At 72.6% G+C, this 22,296-nt stretch carries 25 protein-coding genes; 12 read left to right on the plus strand and 13 right to left on the minus strand.

Features of this window, described 5'->3' with window-relative positions; all coding sequences use genetic code 11:
- Positions 1 to 14 precede the first annotated feature (14 nt).
- The 4 genes from SMD11_RS03355 to wrbA form a co-directional block, all read right to left on the minus strand.
- On the minus strand, positions 15 to 944 hold the full coding sequence (locus SMD11_RS03355; RefSeq protein WP_087924987.1) for an NADP-dependent oxidoreductase: 930 nt from the start codon (positions 942 to 944) through the stop codon (positions 15 to 17).
- Positions 945 to 1,086: 142 nt separating this feature from the next.
- On the minus strand, positions 1,087 to 1,548 hold the full coding sequence (locus SMD11_RS03360) for a lipocalin-like domain-containing protein (protein WP_087924988.1): 462 nt from the start codon (positions 1,546 to 1,548) through the stop codon (positions 1,087 to 1,089).
- Positions 1,545 to 2,594: a DUF6081 family protein gene (locus SMD11_RS03365; protein WP_087924989.1), complete on the minus strand. Its 1,050-nt coding sequence runs from the start codon at positions 2,592 to 2,594 to the stop codon at positions 1,545 to 1,547. Before SMD11_RS03365 ends, SMD11_RS03360 begins: the two co-directional genes overlap by 4 nt.
- Positions 2,595 to 2,778: 184 nt before the next feature.
- The gene (gene wrbA, locus SMD11_RS03370; RefSeq protein ID WP_087924990.1) at positions 2,779 to 3,387 is read right to left on the minus strand and encodes an NAD(P)H:quinone oxidoreductase; all 609 of its coding nucleotides are present in this window, start codon (positions 3,385 to 3,387) and stop codon (positions 2,779 to 2,781) included.
- A 293-nt stretch (positions 3,388 to 3,680) separates the two neighbouring features.
- Between wrbA and SMD11_RS03375 the strand changes: the two genes are divergently transcribed.
- Both SMD11_RS03375 and SMD11_RS03380 read left to right on the plus strand, forming a co-directional pair.
- Entirely contained in the window at positions 3,681 to 4,328 is a 648-nt protein-coding gene (locus tag SMD11_RS03375; protein ID WP_234365873.1) for a TetR/AcrR family transcriptional regulator, read from the plus strand.
- A gap of 113 nt (positions 4,329 to 4,441) precedes the next feature.
- The gene (locus SMD11_RS03380; RefSeq protein ID WP_087924991.1) at positions 4,442 to 5,614 is read left to right on the plus strand and encodes an acyl-CoA dehydrogenase family protein; all 1,173 of its coding nucleotides are present in this window, start codon (positions 4,442 to 4,444) and stop codon (positions 5,612 to 5,614) included.
- A 110-nt stretch (positions 5,615 to 5,724) separates the two neighbouring features.
- Here SMD11_RS03380 and SMD11_RS03385 read toward each other — a convergent pair whose 3' ends face one another.
- Complete coding sequence (locus SMD11_RS03385; protein ID WP_087924992.1) at positions 5,725 to 6,564, minus strand: AfsR/SARP family transcriptional regulator; 840 nt, start codon at positions 6,562 to 6,564, stop codon at positions 5,725 to 5,727.
- Between the two features lie 1,168 nt (positions 6,565 to 7,732).
- On the opposite strand from SMD11_RS03385, the gene SMD11_RS03390 reads away from it, so the two are divergent.
- The 5 genes from SMD11_RS03390 to SMD11_RS03410 all read left to right on the plus strand — a co-directional run bounded on the left by SMD11_RS03390 (position 7,733) and on the right by SMD11_RS03410 (position 11,495).
- Entirely contained in the window at positions 7,733 to 8,302 is a 570-nt protein-coding gene (locus SMD11_RS03390) for a DUF5134 domain-containing protein (protein ID WP_234365874.1), read from the plus strand.
- A gap of 124 nt (positions 8,303 to 8,426) precedes the next feature.
- Positions 8,427 to 9,362 carry a M56 family metallopeptidase gene (locus SMD11_RS03395; RefSeq protein ID WP_087924994.1) on the plus strand — a complete coding sequence of 312 codons (936 nt, stop codon included), beginning with the start codon at positions 8,427 to 8,429 and terminating at the stop codon, positions 9,360 to 9,362.
- A 53-nt stretch (positions 9,363 to 9,415) separates the two neighbouring features.
- Positions 9,416 to 10,123, plus strand: a complete 708-nt coding sequence (locus SMD11_RS03400; RefSeq protein ID WP_087924995.1) for a phosphatase PAP2 family protein — start codon at positions 9,416 to 9,418, stop codon at positions 10,121 to 10,123.
- A gap of 61 nt (positions 10,124 to 10,184) precedes the next feature.
- The gene (locus tag SMD11_RS03405; RefSeq protein ID WP_087924996.1) at positions 10,185 to 10,562 is read left to right on the plus strand and encodes a tetratricopeptide repeat protein; all 378 of its coding nucleotides are present in this window, start codon (positions 10,185 to 10,187) and stop codon (positions 10,560 to 10,562) included.
- Between the two features lie 270 nt (positions 10,563 to 10,832).
- Positions 10,833 to 11,495, plus strand: coding sequence for a class I SAM-dependent methyltransferase (locus SMD11_RS03410; protein WP_087924997.1), 663 nt, complete (start codon positions 10,833 to 10,835; stop codon positions 11,493 to 11,495).
- A 103-nt stretch (positions 11,496 to 11,598) separates the two neighbouring features.
- Here the strand turns inward: SMD11_RS03410 and SMD11_RS03415 are convergent, their stop codons facing one another.
- From SMD11_RS03415 to SMD11_RS03430, 4 genes are read right to left on the minus strand one after another with little or no spacing between them, the layout of a single operon-like run.
- Entirely contained in the window at positions 11,599 to 11,964 is a 366-nt protein-coding gene (locus tag SMD11_RS03415; protein ID WP_087924998.1) for a hypothetical protein, read from the minus strand.
- Positions 11,922 to 12,512, minus strand: a complete 591-nt coding sequence (locus SMD11_RS03420) for a CU044_5270 family protein (RefSeq protein ID WP_199843788.1) — start codon at positions 12,510 to 12,512, stop codon at positions 11,922 to 11,924. Before SMD11_RS03420 ends, SMD11_RS03415 begins: the two co-directional genes overlap by 43 nt.
- Positions 12,422 to 12,634, minus strand: coding sequence for a hypothetical protein (locus SMD11_RS35265; protein ID WP_087925000.1), 213 nt, complete (start codon positions 12,632 to 12,634; stop codon positions 12,422 to 12,424). Before SMD11_RS35265 ends, SMD11_RS03420 begins: the two co-directional genes overlap by 91 nt.
- Before the next feature lie 25 nt (positions 12,635 to 12,659).
- The gene (locus SMD11_RS03430) at positions 12,660 to 13,256 is read right to left on the minus strand and encodes an RNA polymerase sigma factor (RefSeq protein WP_324614683.1); all 597 of its coding nucleotides are present in this window, start codon (positions 13,254 to 13,256) and stop codon (positions 12,660 to 12,662) included.
- 315 nt (positions 13,257 to 13,571) lie between these two features.
- Here SMD11_RS03430 and SMD11_RS03435 point away from each other — a divergent pair, with 315 nt between their 5' ends.
- Positions 13,572 to 14,870, plus strand: a complete 1,299-nt coding sequence (locus SMD11_RS03435) for a cytochrome P450 family protein (protein WP_087925001.1) — start codon at positions 13,572 to 13,574, stop codon at positions 14,868 to 14,870.
- A gap of 54 nt (positions 14,871 to 14,924) precedes the next feature.
- Here the strand turns inward: SMD11_RS03435 and SMD11_RS03440 are convergent, their stop codons facing one another.
- On the minus strand, positions 14,925 to 16,145 hold the full coding sequence (locus SMD11_RS03440) for a PD40 domain-containing protein (RefSeq protein WP_159395207.1): 1,221 nt from the start codon (positions 16,143 to 16,145) through the stop codon (positions 14,925 to 14,927).
- A 248-nt stretch (positions 16,146 to 16,393) separates the two neighbouring features.
- On the opposite strand from SMD11_RS03440, the gene SMD11_RS35270 reads away from it, so the two are divergent.
- Together SMD11_RS35270 and SMD11_RS03445 are read left to right on the plus strand one after the other, a co-directional pair.
- Entirely contained in the window at positions 16,394 to 16,549 is a 156-nt protein-coding gene (locus tag SMD11_RS35270) for a hypothetical protein (protein ID WP_159395208.1), read from the plus strand.
- 73 nt (positions 16,550 to 16,622) lie between these two features.
- Complete coding sequence (locus tag SMD11_RS03445) at positions 16,623 to 17,453, plus strand: pyridoxal-dependent decarboxylase (protein ID WP_087930264.1); 831 nt, start codon at positions 16,623 to 16,625, stop codon at positions 17,451 to 17,453.
- On the opposite strand, the gene SMD11_RS03450 is transcribed toward SMD11_RS03445, so the two are convergent.
- Entirely contained in the window at positions 17,428 to 18,393 is a 966-nt protein-coding gene (locus tag SMD11_RS03450; RefSeq protein ID WP_087925003.1) for a pirin family protein, read from the minus strand. The genes SMD11_RS03445 and SMD11_RS03450 overlap by 26 nt on opposite strands.
- Positions 18,394 to 18,658: 265 nt before the next feature.
- Here SMD11_RS03450 and SMD11_RS03455 point away from each other — a divergent pair, with 265 nt between their 5' ends.
- Complete coding sequence (locus SMD11_RS03455) at positions 18,659 to 19,303, plus strand: TetR/AcrR family transcriptional regulator (RefSeq protein ID WP_087925004.1); 645 nt, start codon at positions 18,659 to 18,661, stop codon at positions 19,301 to 19,303.
- Between the two features lie 9 nt (positions 19,304 to 19,312).
- On the opposite strand, the gene SMD11_RS03460 is transcribed toward SMD11_RS03455, so the two are convergent.
- The gene (locus tag SMD11_RS03460) at positions 19,313 to 19,828 is read right to left on the minus strand and encodes a GNAT family N-acetyltransferase (RefSeq protein ID WP_087925005.1); all 516 of its coding nucleotides are present in this window, start codon (positions 19,826 to 19,828) and stop codon (positions 19,313 to 19,315) included.
- Between the two features lie 570 nt (positions 19,829 to 20,398).
- Between SMD11_RS03460 and SMD11_RS03465 the strand changes: the two genes are divergently transcribed.
- Positions 20,399 to 21,751, plus strand: coding sequence for an FAD-dependent oxidoreductase (locus SMD11_RS03465; RefSeq protein ID WP_087925006.1), 1,353 nt, complete (start codon positions 20,399 to 20,401; stop codon positions 21,749 to 21,751).
- An 89-nt stretch (positions 21,752 to 21,840) separates the two neighbouring features.
- On the opposite strand, the gene SMD11_RS03470 is transcribed toward SMD11_RS03465, so the two are convergent.
- Positions 21,841 to 22,209, minus strand: a complete 369-nt coding sequence (locus SMD11_RS03470; protein ID WP_107421925.1) for an ArsR/SmtB family transcription factor — start codon at positions 22,207 to 22,209, stop codon at positions 21,841 to 21,843.
- Positions 22,210 to 22,296: the final 87 nt, after the last annotated feature.

The following is a 22,296-nucleotide window of genomic DNA, read 5'->3' on the forward strand; positions in this document are numbered from 1 at the left end:
GGGCGGCGGTGGGTTCAGAAGGTGATGACGAGCTTGCCGCGGGAGTGGGAGCCGGCGAACCGCTGCGCCGCCTCGACGGCCCGGGAGAACGGGAAGGTCTCGACCTGCACGTCCAGCTGCCCCTCGGCGGCGCGCCGGACGAGGTCCTCGAGCTGCCCGACGCCCTGGTCCACCCCCACGTAGGCCACCGTGACCCCGCGCTCGAACCCCGGCGCGCCGCCCAGCGTGGAGACCAGGAGGCCAGCGTTCCTGGCCGCGGCCGCGGTGGCGGCGAGTCCCGGCCCCGCGTTGATCAGGTCGATCACCACGTCCACGCCGTCGGGGCGCAGGCGGCGTGCTTCCTCGACGACGTCCTTGCCGGTGTAGTCGATCGTCTCGACGGCCCCCAGGCGGCGCAGGTACGCCTCGTCCTCGGGCTTGCCGGTGGCCAGCACCTGGGCTCCGGACCGGTGGGCGAGCTGCACCAGGAAGGACCCGACACCGCCGGACGCGCCGATCACCAGCGCGCTCTGGCCGGACTTGAGCTGGGCCGCGTCGTGCGCGGCGGCGGCGGTCATGGCCGCCTGCGGGAGGGCGGCGGCGGCCTCCGGCGACAGGGACTTCGGACGGTGCACCAGGTTCGGGCCTTCGCCGGCCAGCGCGTATTCGGCGACGGTGCCGAAGAACGGGTAGGTGAAGGCCACGACCTCGTCGCCCGCCGTGAAGCGGGACACGCCCTCGCCCACGACCTCCACCGTTCCCGCGGCGTCGAGCCCGAGGTGGAAGGGGTGCTCCACGGGCATCTGCTCGCGGAACGCGCCCGTCGTGAGGCGGATGTCGAGGGCGTTCAGGCTCGCGGCCCGCACCTTGATCAGCACCTGCCCGGCCGCGGGTACCGGCTTGGTCACGTCGGTGACGGTCAGCTGGTCGACCGGGCCGTAGGAGGAAGCGATCAGAGCCTTCATGGCGGAGTTTCCTTTGCGTTGAAGAACGATGGACATTGCCCGTGGTCTGCTGTCGTGCGGGTACGGGGGCGTCGTCCGGCCCCCGGCGGGCCGGGGTCGGCTCACCCCGTCCGCCCGTCGGTCCGGGGAGCGCGGGACGGGCTCACCCGCGCACCCGTTCCCAGCGGAGCCGCCGCCGCTGCGGCCGCCCGCCGATCACCGCCGTGCCGTGCAGGACGATCCGGTCGCCGTCCCGCTCCAGCTCGCGGACGAGTTCCTGGCCCACTTGGTGGCCGTGGGCGCTGACGGCGACGTGGTGCACCACGGTGCGCTCGTCGGCGAGGCGCCACCGCCCCGCGTACCCCATGAACGTCTCGTGTTGCCGGGCCGGGGGCGCTCCCCCCGCCCGCTCCCCCGGCCCGGCGGCCGCGGGGGCACCGGTGCGCATCATGCTGACCGCCATGTGCCCCTGCTCGTGGTAGATGAGGAGCCCCTCGGGGGCGGGGCCGAGCGGCCCCTCGCTGACGTTGCCCGCCTCGTCCACATCGACGTACGAGACGAGGCGCCAGGTCCCGGCCAGCTCGGCCGCTGCCGGGGCGGGCGGCTCGGTGTCGTGTCGGTTCACCTGCCGTGCCCCCTCCAGACGGTGTAGCGGGCCACGGAGAGGCTCGCGCCCTGGCCGAAGAGCCGGCTGGCCCGCGCGCTCTTGTCGTCCAGGAACGTCTGCGGCCGCGGCTGTCCCTCAGCCGGGGCGAAGTAGAAGTCCTCCGTGCCGGACAGCCGCACCAGAGCGGCTCCGGCCTGTCCGGGACGCGCGCCGTCGAGGAGGCTGAACATGCCCATGCCGCCGTTGAGCTGGCGCGGCGCGATGTGCGTCTCGTCGCCCCCGTGATCCAGGACGAGGTGCCGCGAGGAGGCGAGGCGGCGGCCGAGCCGTTCCACCCGGAAGACCTCCTCGCCGTCGGCCACCCAGCGCACCCGGCCCGCGGAGCGGTCGTAGTGCAGGGCGAGGTGGTGCTGCTGATCGGGCGAGCGCCGGGCGACGGGGATCGCGTAGGAGAACGAGGCGTAGTCACCCAGCTGCCGGCGGGCGAACGGCAGCCGCTCGTAGAAGGCGTAGATCCGGGAGTTGGTCAGGAAGAAGTCGACGACCAGGAGCGTCTCCGGGTCGAAGGCGTTGACCGCGGTCGACGCGAGGCGCAGGTCGTCCTCGGGGTCGGTGACGGATTCGCCGAAGGGATGCCCCTCCGTGCCGTAGGTACGGCCGGACACCTGGACCTCGAACACCAGCTCCCCTTCGGGTGGCGCGTCGAAGCCGGGGAGCCCCGCGGAGGACTGGTGCTGGATGTAGGCGAGCCATTTGACGTGGTCGAGCAGGCCGGGCAGCCCGTGGCCGTTCTCCCGCTCCTGGGCGAGGGTGCGGACGAACGCGGGCGTGCCATTCTCGCCGACGCCGCTGGAGTCGACCCGCAGGCCGTGCGCACCGGTGGTGACCACTCCGTCGTCCCCGACGTAGGGACCGGTCGCGGAGTGGTACCAGCGCGCGCCGGGCCCACTGGTGGCGAAGCCCTCGCCGAAGTCGGTGTTCCACAGCACCTCGCGCTGGTGCGGGTGTTCGCCCGCCGGCGCCGTGGCTCGGTGTGATCGCTGCTCGTCGGGGTGGTCTGCCATGGCTGCTTGCTCTCCCCCTGTGCTGCCTGAATGCCTGCGCGGCCGGATCTGCCGCGTCCGGTCCGCCGCATGGGCGGTCCGTCCCCCGCGACACTCTCCGGGCCCGCTCGAAGACGGCTCGAAGTCCCGGTGCGGTCGTGCGCCGCTGTGCGGTGGGGCCACGCCCGTGGTGCCGTGCGCCGGTTCAGTTCCGGCCGTCGCCGACGATCCGGGCGGTGATCCGGGCCAGGCGCAGGCCCTGGAAACGGGCCGCGGCGAGCACCTCCGGTGAGGGGCCGCCGCCTTGCGAGGCGTGCGAGGTGCCGTAGGGGTTGCCGCCCGCGGGGTAGACACTGGCGTCGGTGTAGCCGGGCGGGACGGTGATCGCGCCCCAGTGGTGCATGGTGTTGTACAGGGCGAGCAGCGTGGACTCGTTGCCGCCGTGGTGGTTGGCGGCGCTGGTGAAGCCGGTCGCCGTCTTGTCCGCGAGCGCACCGGAGGCCCACAGTCCGCCGGTGGTGTCCAGGAATTGCTTGAGCTGCGCGGAGACGTTCCCGAACCGCGTCGGGGTGCCGAAGGCGACGCCGTGGGCCCAGGTCAGGTCGTCGAGCGTGGCGAGCTCGACGTCGGTGGTGGCGTCGATGTGCGCCCGCCACGCGGGGTTGGCGTCGATCGCGCTGCCCGGGGCGAGTTCGGCGACCCGGCGCAGGCGCACCTCCGCCCCGCCCTTGCCCGCTCCCTCGGCGACCGCCTGGGCGATCTGGTGCACGTTCCCGGTCGCGGAGTAGTAGATGACGGCGACATTCAGGCTCATCAGGGATTCCTGCCTTGTTGTCTTGCGCGGGCTTGACCAAGGGGCGCGTGCGGTGCGGTTCGGGCAGGTCCGGCGCGGGGCGGCACGGACCGCGGCGGCCCGCCTTCCGGCCTTGGAACACCCTTGCGTTCAGCGGGAGTTGGGGCGTGCTAGCGTACGGGGCCAGACACTAACCGGAGCGCACTCCGATTACAAGGGGGATCAGAAAGCATCAGAAAGCCCCTCCCGCTCGGTTCCGCGAAGATCACGTAGACTTCCCCGACCGCCCTCCCGGCAGGAAGTGAGGAACCACGGTGGACAGCCGCCGCCCGGCCCCGACGCCGTCGTCCGTCGCGCCGGAGCTGCTGACGTCGCTGCCACTGGCCGGAAAGACCGCTCCCGAGCGCGCCGACGCCGCCCGCAACCGCCGCAGGATCCTCGACGCCGCGGCCCGCATCGTGGCCCGGCACGGCGTGCAGGGGCTCACCGTCGACCTGGTCGCGGGCGAGGCCGGAATCGGCGTGGGCACCCTCTACCGCCGCTTCGGCGACCGTGCGGGGCTGGTCTTCGCCCTCCTCGACGAGCACGAGCGCGGTTTCCAGCGGGATTTCATGACGGGGCCGCCCCCGCTGGGGCCGGGTGCCGAACCCGGCGCGCGCATCCGGGCGTTCCTGCACGCCCTCGCCGACCGGGGCACCGCGCAGTTCGAGCTGATCCTCGCGGCCGAGGCCAGCGCTCCAGGGGCCCGCTACCGCAGCGGCCCGTACGCGGTCCACCACACGCATCTGGTCACGCTGCTCACACAGGTGACGCCACCGGGGACCGACGTGCGCTTCCTCGCCGACGCGCTCCTCGCCCCGGTCTCCGCCCTCTTGATGGACCATCAGCGGCAGGCGCGCGGGACGACCGCCCAGGACGTCAAGGCCGGTCTCGACGACCTCCTGCGCTGGTCGCTGGGGTGAACCCCGGCTCTTCCAGCCGGAATCGAGTCGCGTTGGACGGCGGCGGACGAGTGTCTGGAACGCCCCAACCGAGCCGAGCCGTGGGCTGCCACGGAGACCAGTGAGGTACCGGGATGCTGGACCAATCCCCGCCCCGCATCGCCACCACCGCGCCGTCCGCGACCGGGACCGAGGCGGCTCCGGCGGCCGCCGGCGTCGCCGCCCTCGCCGCCGAGCGCGCGACCGCGGCGGAATCCGCACGCAGGCTCGACCCGGAGGTGGCCCAGGCCCTCGTCGACGCCGGATTCCCCCGGCACTTCGTGCCCGTCGAATGCGGCGGGAACGCCGGCACGTTCCGGGAACTGACCCCGGCGGTGGCCGAGATCGGCCGGAACTGCGCGGCCACCGCCTGGTGCGCCTCGCTGATGGCCAACCTCTCGCGGATGGCCGCGTTCCTGCCCGCGGACGGCTTCCGCGAGGTGTGGGCGGGCGGCCCGGACACCGTGGTGGTCGGGTCCCTGGTGCCGGCAGGCCGGGCCCGTAAGGTGCCGGGCGGCTGGCGGGTGAGCGGCCAGTGGCCCTACATCAGCGCGGTGGACTTCTCCGACTGGACGCTGGTGTGCGCCGACGTCCCCGGCGCGGAGCGGCCCGCGGCCAAGGTGTTCGCCGTGCCCAGGGGGCAGTTCTCCGTCACCGACACCTGGTTCAACATCGGCATGCGGGCCACCGGCAGCAACACCGTCACGGTCGAGGACGTCCTCGTCCCCGACTCCCGGTGCTTCGACCGCCAGGACCTGTTCACCGGACGCGCCGTGGACTCGACCGCGCCCTGCCACTCGGTGCCGCTGGAGGCGGTCAACGGCCTCTCCTTCGCGACCCCGGTGCTCGGCGCCGCGCGCGGGGCGCTCGCAGTCTGGTCGGCGTACCTCACCGAGAAGATCAGGTCAGCCGCGTCACGCCCCGGCGCCCCGCAGATCGACCGGACCTCGGTGCACGCCGCACTGGCCCGCTGCGCGGCCGACATCGACGCCGCGGCAATCCTTCTCGAACGTGCCTCGCTGATCGGCGACAAGGGAGCGGCGGCCACCCGCCTCGAAGTGACGCGCAATCTGCGCGACTGCTCCTACGCCGTCGACCTCCTCGTCACGTCGGTGAACCGGCTCTTCCACGCGGCGGGCACCTCGGGGCAGGCCGAGGCCGGCCCGCTGCAACGGCTGTGGCGGGACGTCAACTCCGCCGCCAGCCACATCGCGCTCCGGTTCCAGCCCGCGGCCGACTCCTACGCGGCCCAGTGCCTGGAGATCTGAGCACGGAACCGGGAGAGCCGCGCCGAGCCGAGGCGGCCGCGTGCCCCGGTGCCCGGCCTGTCCGGCCGGGCACCGGGGCGCGGTCCGCGACTCGCGCGCCGGCCCGGAACCTAGCCGGCCTTGGCGCGAAAGCCCCAGGACGCCTCGAAGCGGTCGCGCGGAGCGACGCCGCGCGTGGGCCGTTCCTCGTCGTACCGACCGTGGTTCAACACCTCGTACTGCAACCGCCGGATCTCCGGTGCCGGTTCGACGCCGAGTTCCTGGTCCAGGACGGTGCGCAGCTGCTGGTACGCCCGAAGGGCGTCGGCCCGCCGCCCGGTCTTGTACAGGGCCTCGATCAACTGGGCGTGGAAGTGCTCGTTGAGCGGGTGGAACGCGACCAGCGAGCTGAGCTCGGGCACCAGCTCCTGGTAGAAGCCGAGCCGGCGCAGCACTTCGATGCGCAGGTTGATCGCCCGTATGCGCACCTCGCACAGGTGCGTCAGATGTGCGCTGAGCACTCTGCCCAAGGCCATCCCGGAGAAGGCGGGGCCACGCCACATCGCCAGGGCCTCGTCCAGCCGCGCCATCGCGTCCTCGGGACGGCCCGCGTCCAGGAGTCCCTTGCCTTCCCTGACGAGGCGCTCGAAGCGCTTGCTGTCGACGAGCTCCTCGTCGGCCAGGATCGCGTACCCGGGCGGTCGGGTCACGAGCACCTCGTGCCCGGCCCGCCCGGGCAGTTCCCGGTCGAACATCTGCCGCGCGTGGTACACGTACGTCTGAAGCGTGGTCCGGGCGCTGCGCGGTAATCGCTGCCCCCACAGCTCTTCGAGCAGCGTGTCGGAGCTGACCGTCTCCCGGCACCGCACAAGAAGCAGCGCGATCACCTGTCCCGTCTTCGAGGTGTTCAGCTCCAGGGACCGCCCGTCGTCGGTCACCATCTCCAGAGCACCGAGCAAGTTGAACTTCACTGGCATTCCCCCGGTATTTCACGTCGTCTTTCAGCCCTGGGATTCCTCTGTGAAATGGGGCGCCAACAGCCACCCTCCAACCAGGCCGACGAAGCCTGGGAAGCGAATCCCGCTATTTCCCCCGCCGGCCGCACCCGAGTGAGACCGGCCTTTGACGCATCTGTCAAGCATGGCACCTCTTCGATCGGGAACAAAGCATTCCACCCCGGAATGATCAATTCACCCGAGTCAAGTTACCGTATTGACTGAATTCTCTCCTGATCAAACTCACCGAAGTGACGGGCGAGCCCTTCCCGATAACACCTCGTGACGGTTTTCGATCTTCAGCCGGATGGCGCGTCAGTGTTCCGGCGGGAGCGGGACGAGGGGCGGGGCGGTGTTCGTGCCCGTGGCCGGGGTGGACCGGGGAGAGCCTCAGTGGCCGACCGTCAAGGCCCGAGACGGCCTGCGCGTTTCCGCCATGGCGCTGGTGCGACGGCTGCCGGCACGCGCGCCTCGGCCCGTTCCGGAGCGGTGGACGGGTCCGGCGCGTGGTTCGCCGGGCGCGATCGGATCCTCGTGCGGGCAGCGGTGGGCAATGGGCGGTGATATGCCATTGTCCTAGACTGCCGACTCGCTCGCGGTGCCCCCGGAAGCCCTCAGTTTGTTTACGCGTTGACGACTTCTCGGATACGGGCTCCTCGCCCCGCGCGGATCGAAACGAGCACCGCACCCGGAGTCCGAGAGAATTCCTCGAACCTCGAAACGACGGCCGAGCTGCGGCGTTTACAGAAATCGCCGTACCTGCGGCGGTTGCCGAAGTGCACACAGGCCCTGCCGACACCTGCCGCCGGCCCCCGATCGTATCCATTCGCAGGGTGGTCACGGTCGGACGGTGGGGCCGGTGGCGCGGTGTTCAATGGGCCGCAAGATCGACATGGTCGACGCCGTCCGAGCGGCCGAAGAGGCACTCCTCACCGGACCCGGCGTCCGTCCATGACCCGGATCAGCCCCGCGGAAGACCGGGCCGCCCCTCCTCACCCGCATCCGGCGAATGCGCGGGCGCACGCTTGGGCGTCCCGTGCTCCCCCTGTGCGCCCGTGCGCTCCCATGCCGCGTGCGGGAAGGGGAATCCTCCGGGGGTGGGTCTGCGCGTTCGGGTGGGTCCGCGCGTCCGGGGAGGTGTGCCGTGCAAGGACCGCCGCTGGTCGGCTGGTTGCTGGTGGCGCTGTGCGCCGCGACGGGCGCGTACTGCCTGGCCCGGATACGGACGGACGCGGGGCCGGCCGGCGGCCGGGCCACCGGTGGGGACGCCCTGATGGGTCTCGGCATGGCCGCGATGGCCGTGCCGACGGCCGTGCTGGACACCCGCCCGTGGGGCGCGCCGCTGTTCGCGGTCGTCTTCGGCGCGGCCGGGCTGCGGTCGCTGGTGGTGGCGGCGCGGGGACGCACCGAGCCGAATCACCTGCACCACGCGGTGGGCGCGTTCGCGATGGTCTATATGGCGCTGGCGATGGCGGGCGCCCCCATGGCCGGGCACTCGGGGCACGTGGCGGGTCACGAACCGGCCGGGACGCCGCTGCTGACGGGGCTGCTGCTGGTGTACTTCGCGGTGTACGTGGTCCGCACGGTGGCGGTGCTGGTGCCGGTGGTGGCCGCGACGTCCGGTGAGGTGACGTGGCCGGGCCGGCCGAATCTCACCAACGCCTGCCGGCTGTCCATGGGCATCGGGATGCTGGCGATGCTGCTGACGATGTGAACGGGCGTTCCGTCGCGGCTCGGGGCTGCTGTATATCGCCTGGGGGCGCCGTACGGCCGTGGCATACGTCACTTCGCGTACCGGGGCGTACCCGTGCGCGGCCCGGCCCTCATAGGCTTCGGCCATGATGGTCCCGCTCGCCTTGCTGGTCCTCGCCGGACTGGTCGCGGCAATGGCGCCGCGCCTGCTGACCCGTGCCGACTGGCCCGACCGCGAACCCGTCGTGGCCCTGTGGGTGTGGCAGTGCGTGGTGGCGGCCGTGCTGCTGTGCTGCGCGCTCGCGATGTCGCTGAGCGCGGCCGCGGCCTGGGAGGCCGTGCGCGGCCATGTCTTCGCGGTCGCCCCGCACGCGGTGGTGGAGGCGTACGCGCTGACCTCGTACGCGTCGTGGGCGGCGCCGCTGGCCGTCGCTCTCGCGTGCGGGGCGGTGTGGACGGCGGCGATGCTCACCCGGGAGGTGCGAGGGGCGCGGGCCCAGCGCCGGCAGCGGCGCGCGGAGCTGGTCGTACGCTCCCCCCGGCTGCCCGGTGAGGACGCGGGCGCGGAGCGGCTGGTGGTGCTGGAGGGCGAGCGGCCCGACGCGTGGTCGCTGGGTGGCGCCGCGCCTCAGGTGGTGATCACCACGGCGGCGCTGCGGCGGCTCAAGGGCGAGCGGCTGGACGCCGTGCTGGCCCATGAGCAGGGACACGCGCGGGCCCGGCACGACTGGCTGCTGCACTGCTCGGGCGCGCTGGCGAACGGCTTCCCGCAGGTGCCGGTGTTCGCGGCGTTCCGCGACCAGGTGCACCACCTGGTGGAGCTGGCGGCGGACGACGCGGCGTCGCGCCGCTTCGGCCGGCTGAACACCGCCCTGGCGCTGGTCGAACTCAACGAGGACCGTGGGGTGTTCGGCCCCTGCCCGACCCAGCTCTCCCAGGTGCCGGGCCGGGTGCACCGGCTGCTGGCGCCCGCGCCCCGGCTGACGGCGGCCCGGCGGCTGCGGCTCACGGCCGCGGCGGCGCTGGTGCCGGCGGTCCCCCTGCTGGTGACTTTCGTGCCGGGGCTCAGCGCCCTCGGCTGACGGGCGTCCCCGGCGTCTGGTGCCGGCGTGGTCCGATCGGCGACGATCTGATCATGCATTCTCCGCGGCGCCTCCCTCTTCCGCTCCCGGCCGACGTCCGCCCGTACCGGTCCTCGGTGCCGATACGGGCCGGTGCCGTGCTGGGCGCGCTGTTCGTGGTGCTCCTGGTGCTGGTGAGCGCCGAATGGGCACCGCTGCTGACACTGGACGGGCGGGTCGCGGACGGGCTGCACCCGGCGGCCACGGGTCACCGCGGCTGGACCCACGCCATGCGCCTGCTGTCGGACTGGCTGTGGGACCCCTGGACGATGCGGGCGGCGCTCGCCGTGACCGCGCTGTGGCTGGTGCGGCGGCGCGAAGGGGTGCTGGCGGCGTGGATCGCGGTCACGTCGCTGCTCGGTACCGCACTCCAGCAGGGGCTGAAGGCGGCGGTGGGCCGGGACCGGCCGTCGTGGGCGGACCCGGTGGCGATGGCGCACTACCAGGCGTTCCCGTCGGGGCACGCGCTGAGCGCGACGGTGGCCTGCGGGCTGCTGGTGTGGCTGCTGTGGCTGCACGGCGCCGGCGTGCGGTGGGTGCGTGGTGCGCTGGTGGCCGCCGTGGTGTCGGTGGTCGGGGTGGGTTTCACGCGGGTGTATCTGGGGGTGCACTGGTTGTCGGACGTGGTGGGCGGGTGGCTGCTGGGCGGGGCGCTGGTGGCGCTGTCGGTGGGGGCGTACGCGGCGGTCGCGGGACGAGGCGGAGCCGGGAGACCGGCGTAGCGGAGGCCCAGGAAATAGTTCAAGCTTCACCTATGTTGAGGGTGGGTGAAAGGAGCCGTCCATGACCGACTTCACCCCGTTCTCGCCCACCGCCGAGCTGCCGGCCACGCCGCACCCGCTGGCGGACGAGTACGCGCGCGCCCACCTCTTCTTCGAGGCCAGGGACTACACCGAGGCCGCGCGCATCCTGACCCCGATCGTCGAGGCCGAGCCGGCCCACCTCGCGGCCCGGCTGCTCCTCGCGCGCTCCTACTACCACTCCGCCCAGCTCCGGCGGGCCGAGGCGGAGGCCCGCCGAGTGATCGCCCACGCCCCGGCGGAGGCCTACGCCTACCTGCTGCTGGGCCGCAGCCTGGAACGCCAGAACCGCTCGGAGGACGCGGCCCCGTACCTGAGGATGGCGGCGGCGATGGACAGCTCGTACGCACGCGAGGCGTAGGGGACGCGGAGCACCGGCTGGTGCGCGACAGAGAGCGGCACTGACCGTCGGCGAGGGGGCAGCGCACCGGCCGCCGCTTCGAAGGACCTCCAGGGCGCCTTGCCCTGGGTGCGGGCGGCGATGAGCACCCGGTCGGGCCGCCGCCTCCTCGTTCGAGTCCGCCATACCGGCTGACGGGGGGCGGCCGACACTCCGTCAGCCCGGCAGACCACTGACAGGCAGGGCCTACAGGTGGCCTTCGACGCGCCAGGAAGTATTACAGTCGCGAGCATGCTCGAACACGATGCCCTCAATGCCACCCGCGAGGCCTACGACGCTGCCGCACCCACCTACGCGCGGCTGTTCCGCGACACGCTGCGCGACAGCCCCCTGGACCGCGCGATCTTGGGTGTCTTCGCCGAGGTCGTCCGTGCGAGTGGGAACAGCCAGGTCGGGGACCTGGGGTGCGGACCTGGCCATATAACTGCTCATCTGGACGAGCTCGGACTGGCGGCGTTCGGCGTCGACGCCTCTCCCTCGATGATCGAACTGGCTCGACAGGCCCACCCGGACCTGCGGTTCGACGTGGGCTCGATGGCCGCCTTGGACATCGCCGACGGCGCGCTGGGCGGCGTACTCTCACGCTGGTCCGTCATCCACACGCCGCCGCGGGAACTCCCCGTCATCTTGGCGGAGTTCCACCGCGTGCTGGCACCCGGCGGCCACCTCCTGATCGGCTTCTCGGCAAGCGACGGCCCGTCCCAGCCGACGCAGGTCTTCGATCACACGGTCGCGCCGGCCTATCGCTGGTGGCCTGATCATCTTGCCGCGATGCTGCGCGAGTCCGGATTGGGCGAGGTGGCCCGGATGGTTCGCGAGCCTCAGCCCACCGACCGACGGCAGTTCCAGGAGGTTCACCTGCTGGCCCGCAAAGCCTGGGCGGGGGCGGCCTGACCGAACACGCCACCGCGTCCGACCCGCCGCCGGACAGGGAAGCGTCCGGCTCCAGGCAGCGACCCATGATCAGGGCTCGCCGCCCGCCCGAGGTCCGATCAGGTCAGAGCGTCGTGCCGTCGGGGAGTTCCTTCTTCGCGTCGACCACGGCCCGCTTGAGGACCACGGTCTCGGAGGTGACGGCGCCGGGTTCGAGGCCCCGGTACGGCTTGACCAGCACGTCGCGCTGGCCGAGGTACTCATAAGTGCCCTTGTCGAAGATCCACTCCTGACGGCTGACGGGACCGGTGTGGGCGATCGCGACTCCGGCCCGGCCGGTCGCGTCGACGGTCTTGTCCACGAGCGTGACGCCCGGGATCTTGGCGGCCGCCTTGAACAGTGCGGCGCTGATCTCCGGGGGCGCGATCTGCTCCTCCAGCAGCTGGCCTATCTCCCCGAACGCCGTCCAGTCGGCCTGCGGGTCACCCACCCTTCCCCCTGGTAGAGGCGCTTGAGCAGGACGTCAGGGTCCGTGGGGAGCTTCTTGACGCTGTTGTAGGAGCCTCGCTCGGTGACGTCATCGGGACGGTCGAGGTCGAGGTCCTCGCCGTTCTTGTCCATGAATTCATGGCCGGGCTCATAGATGAAGCCCTTGAGACCGTCGGGCGAGTGCCAGACCTGGCGCGAGCGCAGCGGAGTCACCACGAGCTTCTCCTTGCCGCCCGCCCTGTCGACCGACCCGCCCCTCACCTTGCTCTCCACGTAGATGTACTGATCCTGCCGGGGCTCCAGGGCAGGCCGCTGTGCCGCCGCGAGCGAGATGCGGTCGACCGTCGCCGACAGGCCCTTGGCGGTGCCGGGTGCCGGCTTCGCGCCGGCCCTCGGCGGGCTGGTGTCCGTACCGGACGTACCGGAGCTGTCCGGGGCGACGATCACGGCGCCCGCTATCACGGCCGCTGCTGCCGGGAGCGCGATCCAGGCCGTGCGGCGCGCACGGGAGCGCGGCGCGCGGGGGCGGTGCGGTGTGCCTCGGCCCACAGGGCCTCTTCGAGCAGGTCCTGCCGGGCCTGGGACAGGGAGGTCTCGTCCTGCCGCGGGAGGAGGAGGTCGAAGTCGCCGAGGTTGAGCGACCCTTGGGGCCGCCGGGAGGTACGCATCATCGGTTCCACTTCTCTTTCGGCCGGTTCAGGTGCAGGTGGTGGTGCTCGGGCCGCGCCGGGCCGCCGCCCCGTCCGCGTTCTTCCGGAGCTCGTGTTCGGCGAGCTTGCGCAGGCGCTCGCGGGCCCGGAACAGCCGCGACCGTACGGTGCCGACGGCCACGCCCAGGGCCTCGGCGGCTTCCGCGTAGCTCAGGCCGGACCAGACGCAGAGGGTGACGACCTCGCGCTCCGACCGGCGCAGCTTCCCCAGGGCGTTCTTCGCGGCGGTGAGCTGCTCGGCGTCCGCCATCCTGCCCACCACCTCACCGGCGATGTCCGGCACGGGTTCCTTGGCGGGCATGCGGGCCAGGGCCTTCTCGTGGCGGCGGGCGGCACGGCTGGTGTTGCGCTGGACGTTCACCGCGATGCCCATCAGCCAGGCCTTCGCGCCGTCCGGTTCCTCGGGAATCCTGGCGCGGAGACGCCAGGCCTCCAGGAACGTGAGCGAGACGACGTCCTCGGCGGTGGCCCAGTCGCCGGTGGCGCGGATGGCGTAGCGGTGGACGAGCTGGGCGTGCGAGCGGAAGAGATGGCGGAAGGAGTCCGGGTCGCCGTCCCTGATGCGGGTGTGTATTGACGTCACGTCTGTATATGTCCGGTGGGGGGTACGGGTTCCCATGACGTGGGTCACACGACGGGACGGTCTCTCCACCATTCTCCCGGCTGCCCCTGCCCTCCCTTGCCCCCCCTGCCCCCTGCCCCCTGCCCCCTGCTCAGAACCGAGCGTCTCCATCGTCCCGGGGCCCGGCGGGTCGTGACATACCGGTCCAGCGCAGCGGGGCCAGGGTCGGCCGCGGACGCGATGGGTACGGAGGGGGTGCGGTGCAGAAGTTGACGGCACCATGTCACTCCCGTCCGATGAAGCCTCATCCGCCATACCCGCCCCGAGGAGCCTCAGATGCAGGACAGTCCCGTCACTCCGCACCGCCTCGACCCCACAGGAGCCGACCAGCACGCGGACAACGACCGGCTGCGCGCGCGGGGCCCTGCCGTTCCGGTGGTCCTGCCGGGCGAGGTCGCCGCCGTGGCGGTCACCCGGCACGAGGAGCTGAAGGCGTTCCTCGCCCACCCGGACGTCGCGAAGAACGCCTGCCACTTCGCGGCGCTGCGTGAGGGGGCCGTACCACCAGGGTGGCCGCTGGCCACTTTCGCCACCGTCGAGGGGATGACCACCGCGGACGGCGACGACCACCGGCGGTTGCGGGGCCTGGTCACCCAGGTCTTCACCCCCCGTCGCGTCGAAGGGTTACGGCCCCGCGTCGAGGAGCTGACGACCCTGCTGCTGGACGCTCTCGGAGAGGCGGCGTTCAGCGAGGAAACGACGGTCCCGGGGGTGGTCGACCTGCGCGAGCACTTCGCACTTCCGCTGCCCATGGCTGTCATCAGTGAACTGCTCGGCGTCGACCCGGACATGCGCGGCAGACTGCACGAGCTGTCGAATCTGATCGTGAGCACCACGACCACGCGGGAACGCGCCCTGGCCGCCAACCGTGACATGGCCCAGGTCCTCGGCCTCGTCGTCGCCCGGCGCCGGGCCGCCCCGGGGGACGACCTCACCAGCGCCCTCCTGGCCGCGCAGGCCGAGGACGGCGACCGTCTCGACGACCGCGAGCTCGTCGGCACCCTCCTGCTGATGGTCATCGCCGGGCACGAGACCACACTGAATCTGATCACCAACGCGGTACGGGCGCTGTGCACGCACCCCGAGCAACTGGCACTGGTACGCGCGGGAGCGGCGAGCTGGGCAGATGTCGTCGAGGAGACCCTGCGCTACGACAGCCCGGTGAGTTTCTTCCCCTTCCGCTACCCCACCCGCGATCTGAAGGTCGGTGACACGGTCATCCCCCGGGGCACCCCGGTGCTCGCCTCGTACACCGCCGCCGGCCGCGACGAGCGCGCGCACGGCTCCGACGCGGCCCGCTTCCTCGTCACCCGCCGCCCCGCGGTCCGGCACCTCTCCTTCGGCCACGGCCCGCACTACTGCCTGGGCGCACAGCTGGCCCGGCTGGAGGCGACGACCGCCCTGGAAGCCCTCTTCGACCGCTACCCCGGCCTCGCGCTCGCCGTACCCGACCGCGACCTGCCCCGGCATCCGAGTTTCGTGGGCAACAGCACGGAGGTGCTCCCGGTACGGCTTCACCCCATCGGACTACAGATTGAGTTCAGCCCTGGCCAACATGGTGACCCCCGGCATTGAGCCGAAACTGATGGGTCGCGTGCTCATTCCCCGACTTCGCCGTAGCCGCCCGGCTCACCGCAGGTGCCGGAGGAAGACGTCGCTCCCCCCGTTGCGGTCGTCGGGCACGAGGTCGGCGTCCTCGCTGTCGAACACCGCCGTGCGCCCGGACAGGTCGACGCTGAAATTCAGCGAGAACCCGCTCGCCTGGGTCCCGTCGGACGCGACGTTGACGCGCTCCACCGCGCCGGTCCGCAGGTCGCGCGCGAACACGTCCTCCTTGCCGTTGGTGTCGTCCGGCACCAGGTTGGAGGCACTGGACGTGAAGAACGCGCGCCGGTTGTCGGCGCTCATCGCCACGTGCCCGTAGGACAGCCCGTCGGCCTCGGTTCCGTCGGCGGCCACGCTGAGCCGCCGGGTGACGCCCGTGCGCAGGTCCGTGGCGAAGGCGTCCGCGGTGCGGTTGGTGTCACCGGCGACGATGTCGTCGTTGGCGCTCATGAACAGCGCGTGGCGCCCGTCCGGGCTCAGACCGATGTCGGTGAGAACCGCCACCTTCGCCCCCGTGCGGGAGTGCGCGGCCAGCTCGGTGCGGCCGGTGCGCAGCTCGTGCGCGTAGAACGCCCGCGCCCGGGGCCGCGCCCGCAGGTCCTCGTCGGTGCCCGCTCGGGGGACCAGGTTGGATGCCCTGCTCTTGAATCCGACGCGGCTGCCGTCCGCGCTGATCACCGGGGAGGCGGATTCGCCGTCGCCCTGGGTGCCGTCGGAGGCGACGCTGACGCGTTCGACGGTCCCCCGCCACCGGTCCTTCACGAACACGTCCCGCGCGTCGTTGGTGTCCCCTGGCACCAGGTCGCCGCGCGTGGAGAGGAAGGCGACATAGCGACCGTCGGCGCTGATCGATGGTTCACTGTTGTCGACACGGGCCTGCTTCGGGTTCCCGATGAGGATCTCGGTGCGCCCGGTCCAGCGGTCGCGCACGTACACCTCGGTGCTGCCGGTGGGGTTGCCACCCGGCACGAGGTTCGTCGCGTCCGAGCTGAAGACGACATACCGGCCGTTGGCGTTGACCGCCACGTCCCATGTCGAGCCGTCGGACGGGGTGCCGTCGGGGGCCACGGCGACCCGCTCGACCCTGCCGGTGCGCAACTCCTTCACGAAGGGGCCGCCCTTGCGAGGGTCGCCGGGGATCAGGTTGTCGGCCCCCGAGCCGAAGACGACGACGCGGCCGTCGCCACTGATCTTCCCCTGCCCCGACTCGCCGTTCGCCTCCGTACCGTCGGCGGCTACGCTCACCCGCTCGGTACGCTGCCTGTGCCCCTCCGTAGCGGCGGCCGCCGGCAGCACCGTCACGCAGGTCCCTAAGGCCGCCGCAACGACTGCCGTCCTTCTGAGATAGCGCATGCGACTCCCCTTGCTGGAGCGATGGATGGTGTACGAGCCGGGGGAAGCCAACAGTCTCGTGAGGCCCGCGGTCAACGGGGAGGGACGGGCCGCGCACCCGGTACGCACACGCCGGCGACGTCCGCGGACCGCTGCTCGGGGTGGAACTGATCGCCCCCGAGAGCGAACCCGACCCCCTCGGCAGCCTTCCGGCCAACCCCTCTCCGGCCCGCGTCGTACGCGCGGCCCGGCCCGAGCGCGGGCTCATCGTCGAGCTCGGTGGCCGGCACGACGTCGTCGTCCGGCTTCAGCGATGAGGAAACCGAAACGATCCTGGAACGCTTCACCGACGCTCTCGGAGGCGAACACCCGTGCAGCACGCCGAGCGCCTTGAGCAGCAGCCTGGCTCAGGGCCGCGGAGGCCCCACCGTACTGGGCGAGTTGCTGTCCACTGCCGTCCTGGCGCTGAGCGAGGGAAGCGCCGAGCGTGGCGGCCCCGTCCCGGCCGGCGCTCCCGGCGAGCTCGCGGCCCGGTGGGAAACCCGGCTCGGCACACCGCTCCCCGAACACGGGACGGGGGCGACCGCCGCGCTGGCGGAGGTGACCCGCCTGCTGGCCGCGGGCGCCGCCGACCCCGCCGACCCGGCCTGCGCCGGTCATCCGCACTGCCCGCCACTGGCCGTGGCCGTAGCCGCCGACATGGCCGCCGCCCTCAACCCCTCCCGGGACTCCTGGGACCAGGCCCCCGCCACCACCACCGTCGAGCGCTCCGTCGTCGCCGCGCTCGCCGGACTGGCCGACTACGACCCCGCCACCGCCTCCGGCGTCGTCACCACCGGCGGCACCGAGTCCGACCTCATGGGGCTCCTCCTCGCACGCGACCACACCGTCGCCCGCCACTTCGGCGTCTCCGCCGCCCGCACCGGCATCCCGTCCGGCGCCCGGCCGCGCGTCCTGTGCTCCCGCGCCGCCCACTTCTCCCTCGCCCGCGCCGCCGGCTTCATCGGACTCGGCGAGGACGCCGTGATCACGGTCCCCACGGACTCCGGGCACCGCATGGACCCGTCGGCGCTGGACGAGGAACTCCCGTTGAGCAGCCAGGTAAGCCGGAGCGCCGCGCCTGCCTCCGCCGAGCTGGCCGAGGGAGGCAGCGCAAGGGCCCCGGGGAGACGCGGTCCAGCGGCTCAGCCGCGGGTCAACGCACCCTCCCCCGCGGTTTGAGCGCCACCGGCGGCAGCGCGGGAGCCGGCAGCCGGTCCCCCGCGTAGCCGTGCACCTCGCCGAAGCGGGTGCCCTCCGTCCAGTCGTTCCGGGCCTCCTCGATGTCCGCCTGCGAGCGGCCGATGAAGTTCCACCACATGACGATCCGCTCCTCGAAGGGCTCGCCGCCCAGGAGCATCAAGCCGGCGTCCGACTCGGCGCGCAGGGGCAGTTCGGTGCGGCCGCAGCCGAGGTAGAGCATCGAGCCGGGCAGGACGGGGACGCCGTCGACGTGGACCTCGCCCGACATGGACAGGACGGCGTACTCGAAGTCCGGGTCGAGCGGCAGGCTCGTCCGTGTGCCGCGCGCGAGGGTCAGGTCGGCGCCGACGAGAGGGCTGTAGGTGGTGCCGGGTGAGCGGGCGCCGTCGAGTTCGCCGAGGATGACGGTCGCCGTCAGGCCCGGGGCGGTGACGAGCGGCAAGTCCGGGTGGTGTTCGAAGTGCGGGTCGACGTGCCGGTGGGCATCCGGCAGGGCGACCCAGAGCTGCGCGCCGTGCAGGAGGCGGGGGTGCGGGCGGGGGCTCTCCTCGGAGTGGGAGATCGCCCGGCCCGATGTCATCAGGCCGAGTTCGCGCGGGCGGATCGTCCGCAGGCTGCCGAGGCTGTCGCGGTGGAGGACCTCGCCGTCGTGGAGCCAGCTGACGGTCTGGAGCCCCATGTGCGGATGGGGAGCCACCTGCATGCCGGGCTCGTCGGCGATGTCGTCCGGCCCGTAATGATCGACAAAGGCCCAGGCTCCGACCATGCGACGGCCGAGGTTGGGAAGCAGCCGGCGTACGTGGGTGGATTCACCGAGCCGCACATGCTTGGGCGCGAGCAGTTCGTGCACCGGCTCGCCGGGGACTCCGGCGCGGCCGCCGCAGAGGGTGAGGGCGGCTTGTCGATCAAGGTTGCTCATGGTGACAACGTAACCGCCGGCAGGGCTTCGCGCGTAGATTCCGGGGTGCGGTCACGTTTTTCCCGTCCCGTGCCCATCTGCCCGCCTACGGGCGTCCCTTGGCCTGGGCAGTGGCGCTGATCCGTGCATCGTCCGCTGATCGGGCGCTCCCCCGCGGCGCCCGATCAGCGGACGCACCGGATCCCGGCCGGCGCGTTGGCGGCAAGGACAACCGGAGACACGCTGAGTATATTGGCCCGGAGCCAGTCAACGCAGGAGTTAGGGCATGTCTCCTCGCAGCGCGTCCGTCAACGAGGAGTTGCGGCGCCGGTCGCGCGAGCGACTGCTCGACGCCACCGTCGAACTCGTGGCCGAGCACGGGTACGAGGCGACGACGCTCGCCGACATCGCGGACCGGGCGGGCACGGCGCGCGGATTGGTGTCGTACTACTTCCCCGGCAAGCGGCAGCTCCTCCAGTCCGCCGTGCACCGGCTGATGCACCTGCGACTGGCCGCGGAGCTGGAGCGTCCGCCGCGCGCGACGGACGGCCGGGAGCGGCTGGCGCGGGCGATCGACGCGGTCCTCGGCCTCGCCCGCGACCGTCCGTTGCTGATGCGCACGCACATGGCGGGCATCCTCCAGGAGGACGGTTTCCTCCAGTGTCCGGACCAGCGGTGCCTCGCCCATCTGCTGCGGGACACCATGGCGTGTTACGGCTCGGCCGATCCGGAGACCGATTACCGGCTGCTGCGCGCCCTGTTGATGGGCTCGGTGGTAGCTGTGTTGCTGCCGGGGGCGCCGATGCCCGCCGGGCTTCTGCGCGCCGAGTTGTTCCGGCGGTACGGGCTGGACTGGGGGCTGGGCGTGCCGCCCGGTCCCGCGCCGCGCGAGGGCTTCGACGCCCGGCGCGGTGAGGAACCGAGCGGCTGATCGATCCGCCTAGATACCGAACGGGGCCGCGTAGTGCAGCGTTCCGGCGGGGAGCGGTCGGCCGGCGTCGAGGCCGAGGACCATCATGGCCTCGTCCGGGACGTCGATCGTGGGACGGATCCCGTACGTGGAGGCGCGGGTGAAGCCGAACCTCGGGTAGTAGTCGGGGTGTCCGAGCACGGTGACGGCGTTCTCGCCCATGGCCTCGGCCGCGTCGAGCGCGGCGCGGACGGCCGCGGAGCCGGCGCCGGTCTTCTGGTACTCCGGGAGGACGGCGACGGGGGCCAGGCAGAGGGCCGGGGTGTCGCCGATGTGGCAGCGGGTCAGCAACGCGTGGCCGACGACGGTGCCGTCCGTGGTCTGGGTGACCACGGAGAGGCCCGGGATCCAGGAGGTGTCGGCGCGCAGGGCGTCGACGAGGCCGGCCTCCAGAGGGGTGTCGAAGGCGGCGAGGACGACGGCGCGGATCGCGGGGATGTCGGCGTCGGTCTCGGTGCGGGTGATCCAGTCGGTGCGAGTGTTCATGACGGGATGACTGTCCGTTTCTTGGGATCGGTGCGATTCGTTCCCGAAGGGCCCGGCGCGTCCGGCTGCCGGGAGGACAGGCGGAGGACCGTGAGAAGCAGAGAGCTGCGGAACAAGTCGGAAGGCCCTTGCGGGAAGGGGCCCCGTCAGCACACGGAGACGACCGGCACGCCGAGCACGGGCTCGTCGCGCGGAGGGGTCGCGGAAGCGGTCAGACCGGGGCCCGGGACGTGAGGATGGTCCGGGCGCTGCGCACGGCAGCGGTCTTCAGCACGGTCATCAACCTCACCTCCCTACTCGCTCAGAAATCCGGTCGAACACTAACGATCGCTACGTTAACACGCCCGGGTGAAGCCTCGCCCGTCAATTTCGCGCCCCGGGAATCACCTACGCGGGCCTCGTGATCCACTCCGCCGGAAGCCACGCGTCCGGCTCGGCGCGCGGAAAGAGGCGGTCCCGCTGTTTCCGGCCGCCCCCGGTCTCGCGCGCCTCTCCCGTATCCCGTCCCCCGGTGCCATTCTGGAGGTCTCTGCGGGACGTCTGCGGCCCTGCCGCGGGAAGGGGCCCAGCGTGCTTCGCGTCGCAGTCGTGGGATCGGGACCGAGCGGGGTCTACGCCGCGCAGGCCCTCGTTCAGCAGCGGGACGTGCCCGGGGTGACGGTGGACGTCCTGGACCGCCTGCCGTGCCCGTACGGCCTGGTGCGCTACGGCGTGGCGCCCGACCACGAGAAGATCAAGTCGCTCCAGAACACCCTGCGGACCACGCTGGAGCACCCTGGCATCACCTTCCTCGGCAATGTCGCGGTGGGCGACGGCCCGCGCGAGCTGCCGCCCGGGCGACTGCTGGACCTCTACCACGCGGTGGTCTACTGCGTCGGGGCGGCGACCGACCGGCGGCTCGGCATCCCCGGTGAGGACCTGCCCGGCAGCTTCTCCGCCACCGAGTTCGTCTCCTGGTACAGCGCCCACCCGGACGCCGCGCCGGGCGGTTTCGTGCTCGGCGCGCGGTCGGCGGTCGTCATCGGGGTGGGCAACGTGGCGGTCGACGTGGCCCGGGTGCTGGCGCGCGGCGCCGAGGAGCTGCGGCACACCGACGTGCCGGACGCGGCGCTGGCCGCGCTCGCCGACAGCCGGGTGACCGATGTGCACATGGTGGGCCGGCGCGGCCCGTCACAGGCCCGGTTCACCACGAAGGAGCTGCGCGAACTGGGGGCGCTGCCGGGCGCCGAGACGCTCGTACAACCCGAGGAGGCGGAGCTGGACGCGGGCTGGGCCGACCCGTCCGGGCTGCCCGCCGCGGTGCGGCGCAACGTCGAGGTGCTGCGGGGCTGGGCCGGGCGGCCGCCGCTCGGGCGGGCGCGCCGGATCCGCCTGCGGTTCTTCCTGCGCCCGGTGGCGCTGCTCGGCGACGAGGCGGTGCGCGCGGTGCGCTTCGAGCGGACCGCTCCGGACGGGCGGGGCGGGGTGACGGGCACGGGCCGGTTCGAGGAGATCGAGGCGGGGCTGGTGCTGCGGTCGGTGGGCTACCGCGGGGTGCCGATCGCGGGGCTGCCGTTCGACGAGGGCAGCGGGACGGTCCCGCACGACCGGGGGCGGGTGCTGCGGGACGGTACGCCGTCGCCGGGCGAGTACGTGGCGGGCTGGATCAAGCGGGGGCCGACCGGGGTGATCGGGACCAACCGCTCGTGCGCCAAGGAGACCGTGGCGTCGCTGCTCGCCGACGCGCGGGCGCTGCTGGAGCGGCGGCCCGCGCGGGACACGCGCGCCGCGCTGCGTGCGGCGGGCCAGGAGCCCGTGGAGTGGCCGGGCTGGCTGGGGATCGAGGCGGCGGAGGCAGCGCTCGGAGCGAGCCTGGGCCGGGGTCCGGTGAAGATCCCGGACTGGGCGGGCCTGCTCGGCGCCGCCCACGGCACGCGGGGCTGAGGCGGGCGCGGAACCGCCGTCACCGGTGCGCGCGGGACGGTAGGCAGGAGGGTACGTAACCGGAAGGCGGCGGACGGTCCCCCAAGGGCCTACCGGCCGGCCGCCTCCAGTCGCGCCGCCTGGCGGTGGGCACCCGTGAGGACGCTGTCGAGCAGCCCGGGGAAGAGCTCCTCCAGGTCGTCGCGGCGCAGCGCGTTCATCTTGGCGGTCCCCCGGTAGATCTGGCTGATCACGCCGCTCTCGCGGAGCACCCGGAAGTGGTGCGTGGTCGTGGACTTGCTCACCGGAAGGTCGAAGACGGAACAGCTCTGCTCGTCCTCGCAGCGCGCGAGCGTGCACACGATCTGGAGGCGCATGGGGTCGGAGAGGGCGTGGAGCACGTCCTCCAGGCGGATCAGGTCGCGGTCGGGGTGCTCCAGGGAGCGGCCGGTCGACGGGGGCCGGGTCTGTGTCCGCACGGCTGCTCCTCCGGGCTCGGTCGTTCTCGCCGTCGGTGCCGGGCGAGAACCTCATTGTACGAGGATCCTCGTAGTTTGACATCCAGC

The organism is Streptomyces albireticuli (genome assembly GCF_002192455.1).
In the GTDB taxonomy this organism is placed as follows: Bacteria; Actinomycetota; Actinomycetes; order Streptomycetales; family Streptomycetaceae; genus Streptomyces; species Streptomyces albireticuli_B.

Coding starts and splice junctions, on each gene's coding strand:
- SMD11_RS03355 (WP_087924987.1), bottom strand. CDS start 944: ATGAAGGCTCTGATCGCTTCCTCCTACGGCCCGGTCGACCAGCTGACC.
- SMD11_RS03380 (WP_087924991.1), top strand. CDS start 4,442: ATGCTGGACCAATCCCCGCCCCGCATCGCCACCACCGCGCCGTCCGCG.
- SMD11_RS03365 (WP_087924989.1), bottom strand. CDS start 2,594: ATGGCAGACCACCCCGACGAGCAGCGATCACACCGAGCCACGGCGCCG.
- SMD11_RS03435 (WP_087925001.1), top strand. CDS start 13,572: ATGCAGGACAGTCCCGTCACTCCGCACCGCCTCGACCCCACAGGAGCC.
- SMD11_RS03400 (WP_087924995.1), top strand. CDS start 9,416: ATGCATTCTCCGCGGCGCCTCCCTCTTCCGCTCCCGGCCGACGTCCGC.
- SMD11_RS35265 (WP_087925000.1), bottom strand. CDS start 12,634: ATGATGCGTACCTCCCGGCGGCCCCAAGGGTCGCTCAACCTCGGCGAC.
- SMD11_RS03395 (WP_087924994.1), top strand. CDS start 8,427: ATGATGGTCCCGCTCGCCTTGCTGGTCCTCGCCGGACTGGTCGCGGCA.
- SMD11_RS03410 (WP_087924997.1), top strand. CDS start 10,833: ATGCTCGAACACGATGCCCTCAATGCCACCCGCGAGGCCTACGACGCT.
- SMD11_RS03405 (WP_087924996.1), top strand. CDS start 10,185: ATGACCGACTTCACCCCGTTCTCGCCCACCGCCGAGCTGCCGGCCACG.
- SMD11_RS03455 (WP_087925004.1), top strand. CDS start 18,659: ATGTCTCCTCGCAGCGCGTCCGTCAACGAGGAGTTGCGGCGCCGGTCG.
- SMD11_RS03450 (WP_087925003.1), bottom strand. CDS start 18,393: ATGAGCAACCTTGATCGACAAGCCGCCCTCACCCTCTGCGGCGGCCGC.
- SMD11_RS03460 (WP_087925005.1), bottom strand. CDS start 19,828: ATGAACACTCGCACCGACTGGATCACCCGCACCGAGACCGACGCCGAC.
- wrbA (WP_087924990.1), bottom strand. CDS start 3,387: ATGAGCCTGAATGTCGCCGTCATCTACTACTCCGCGACCGGGAACGTG.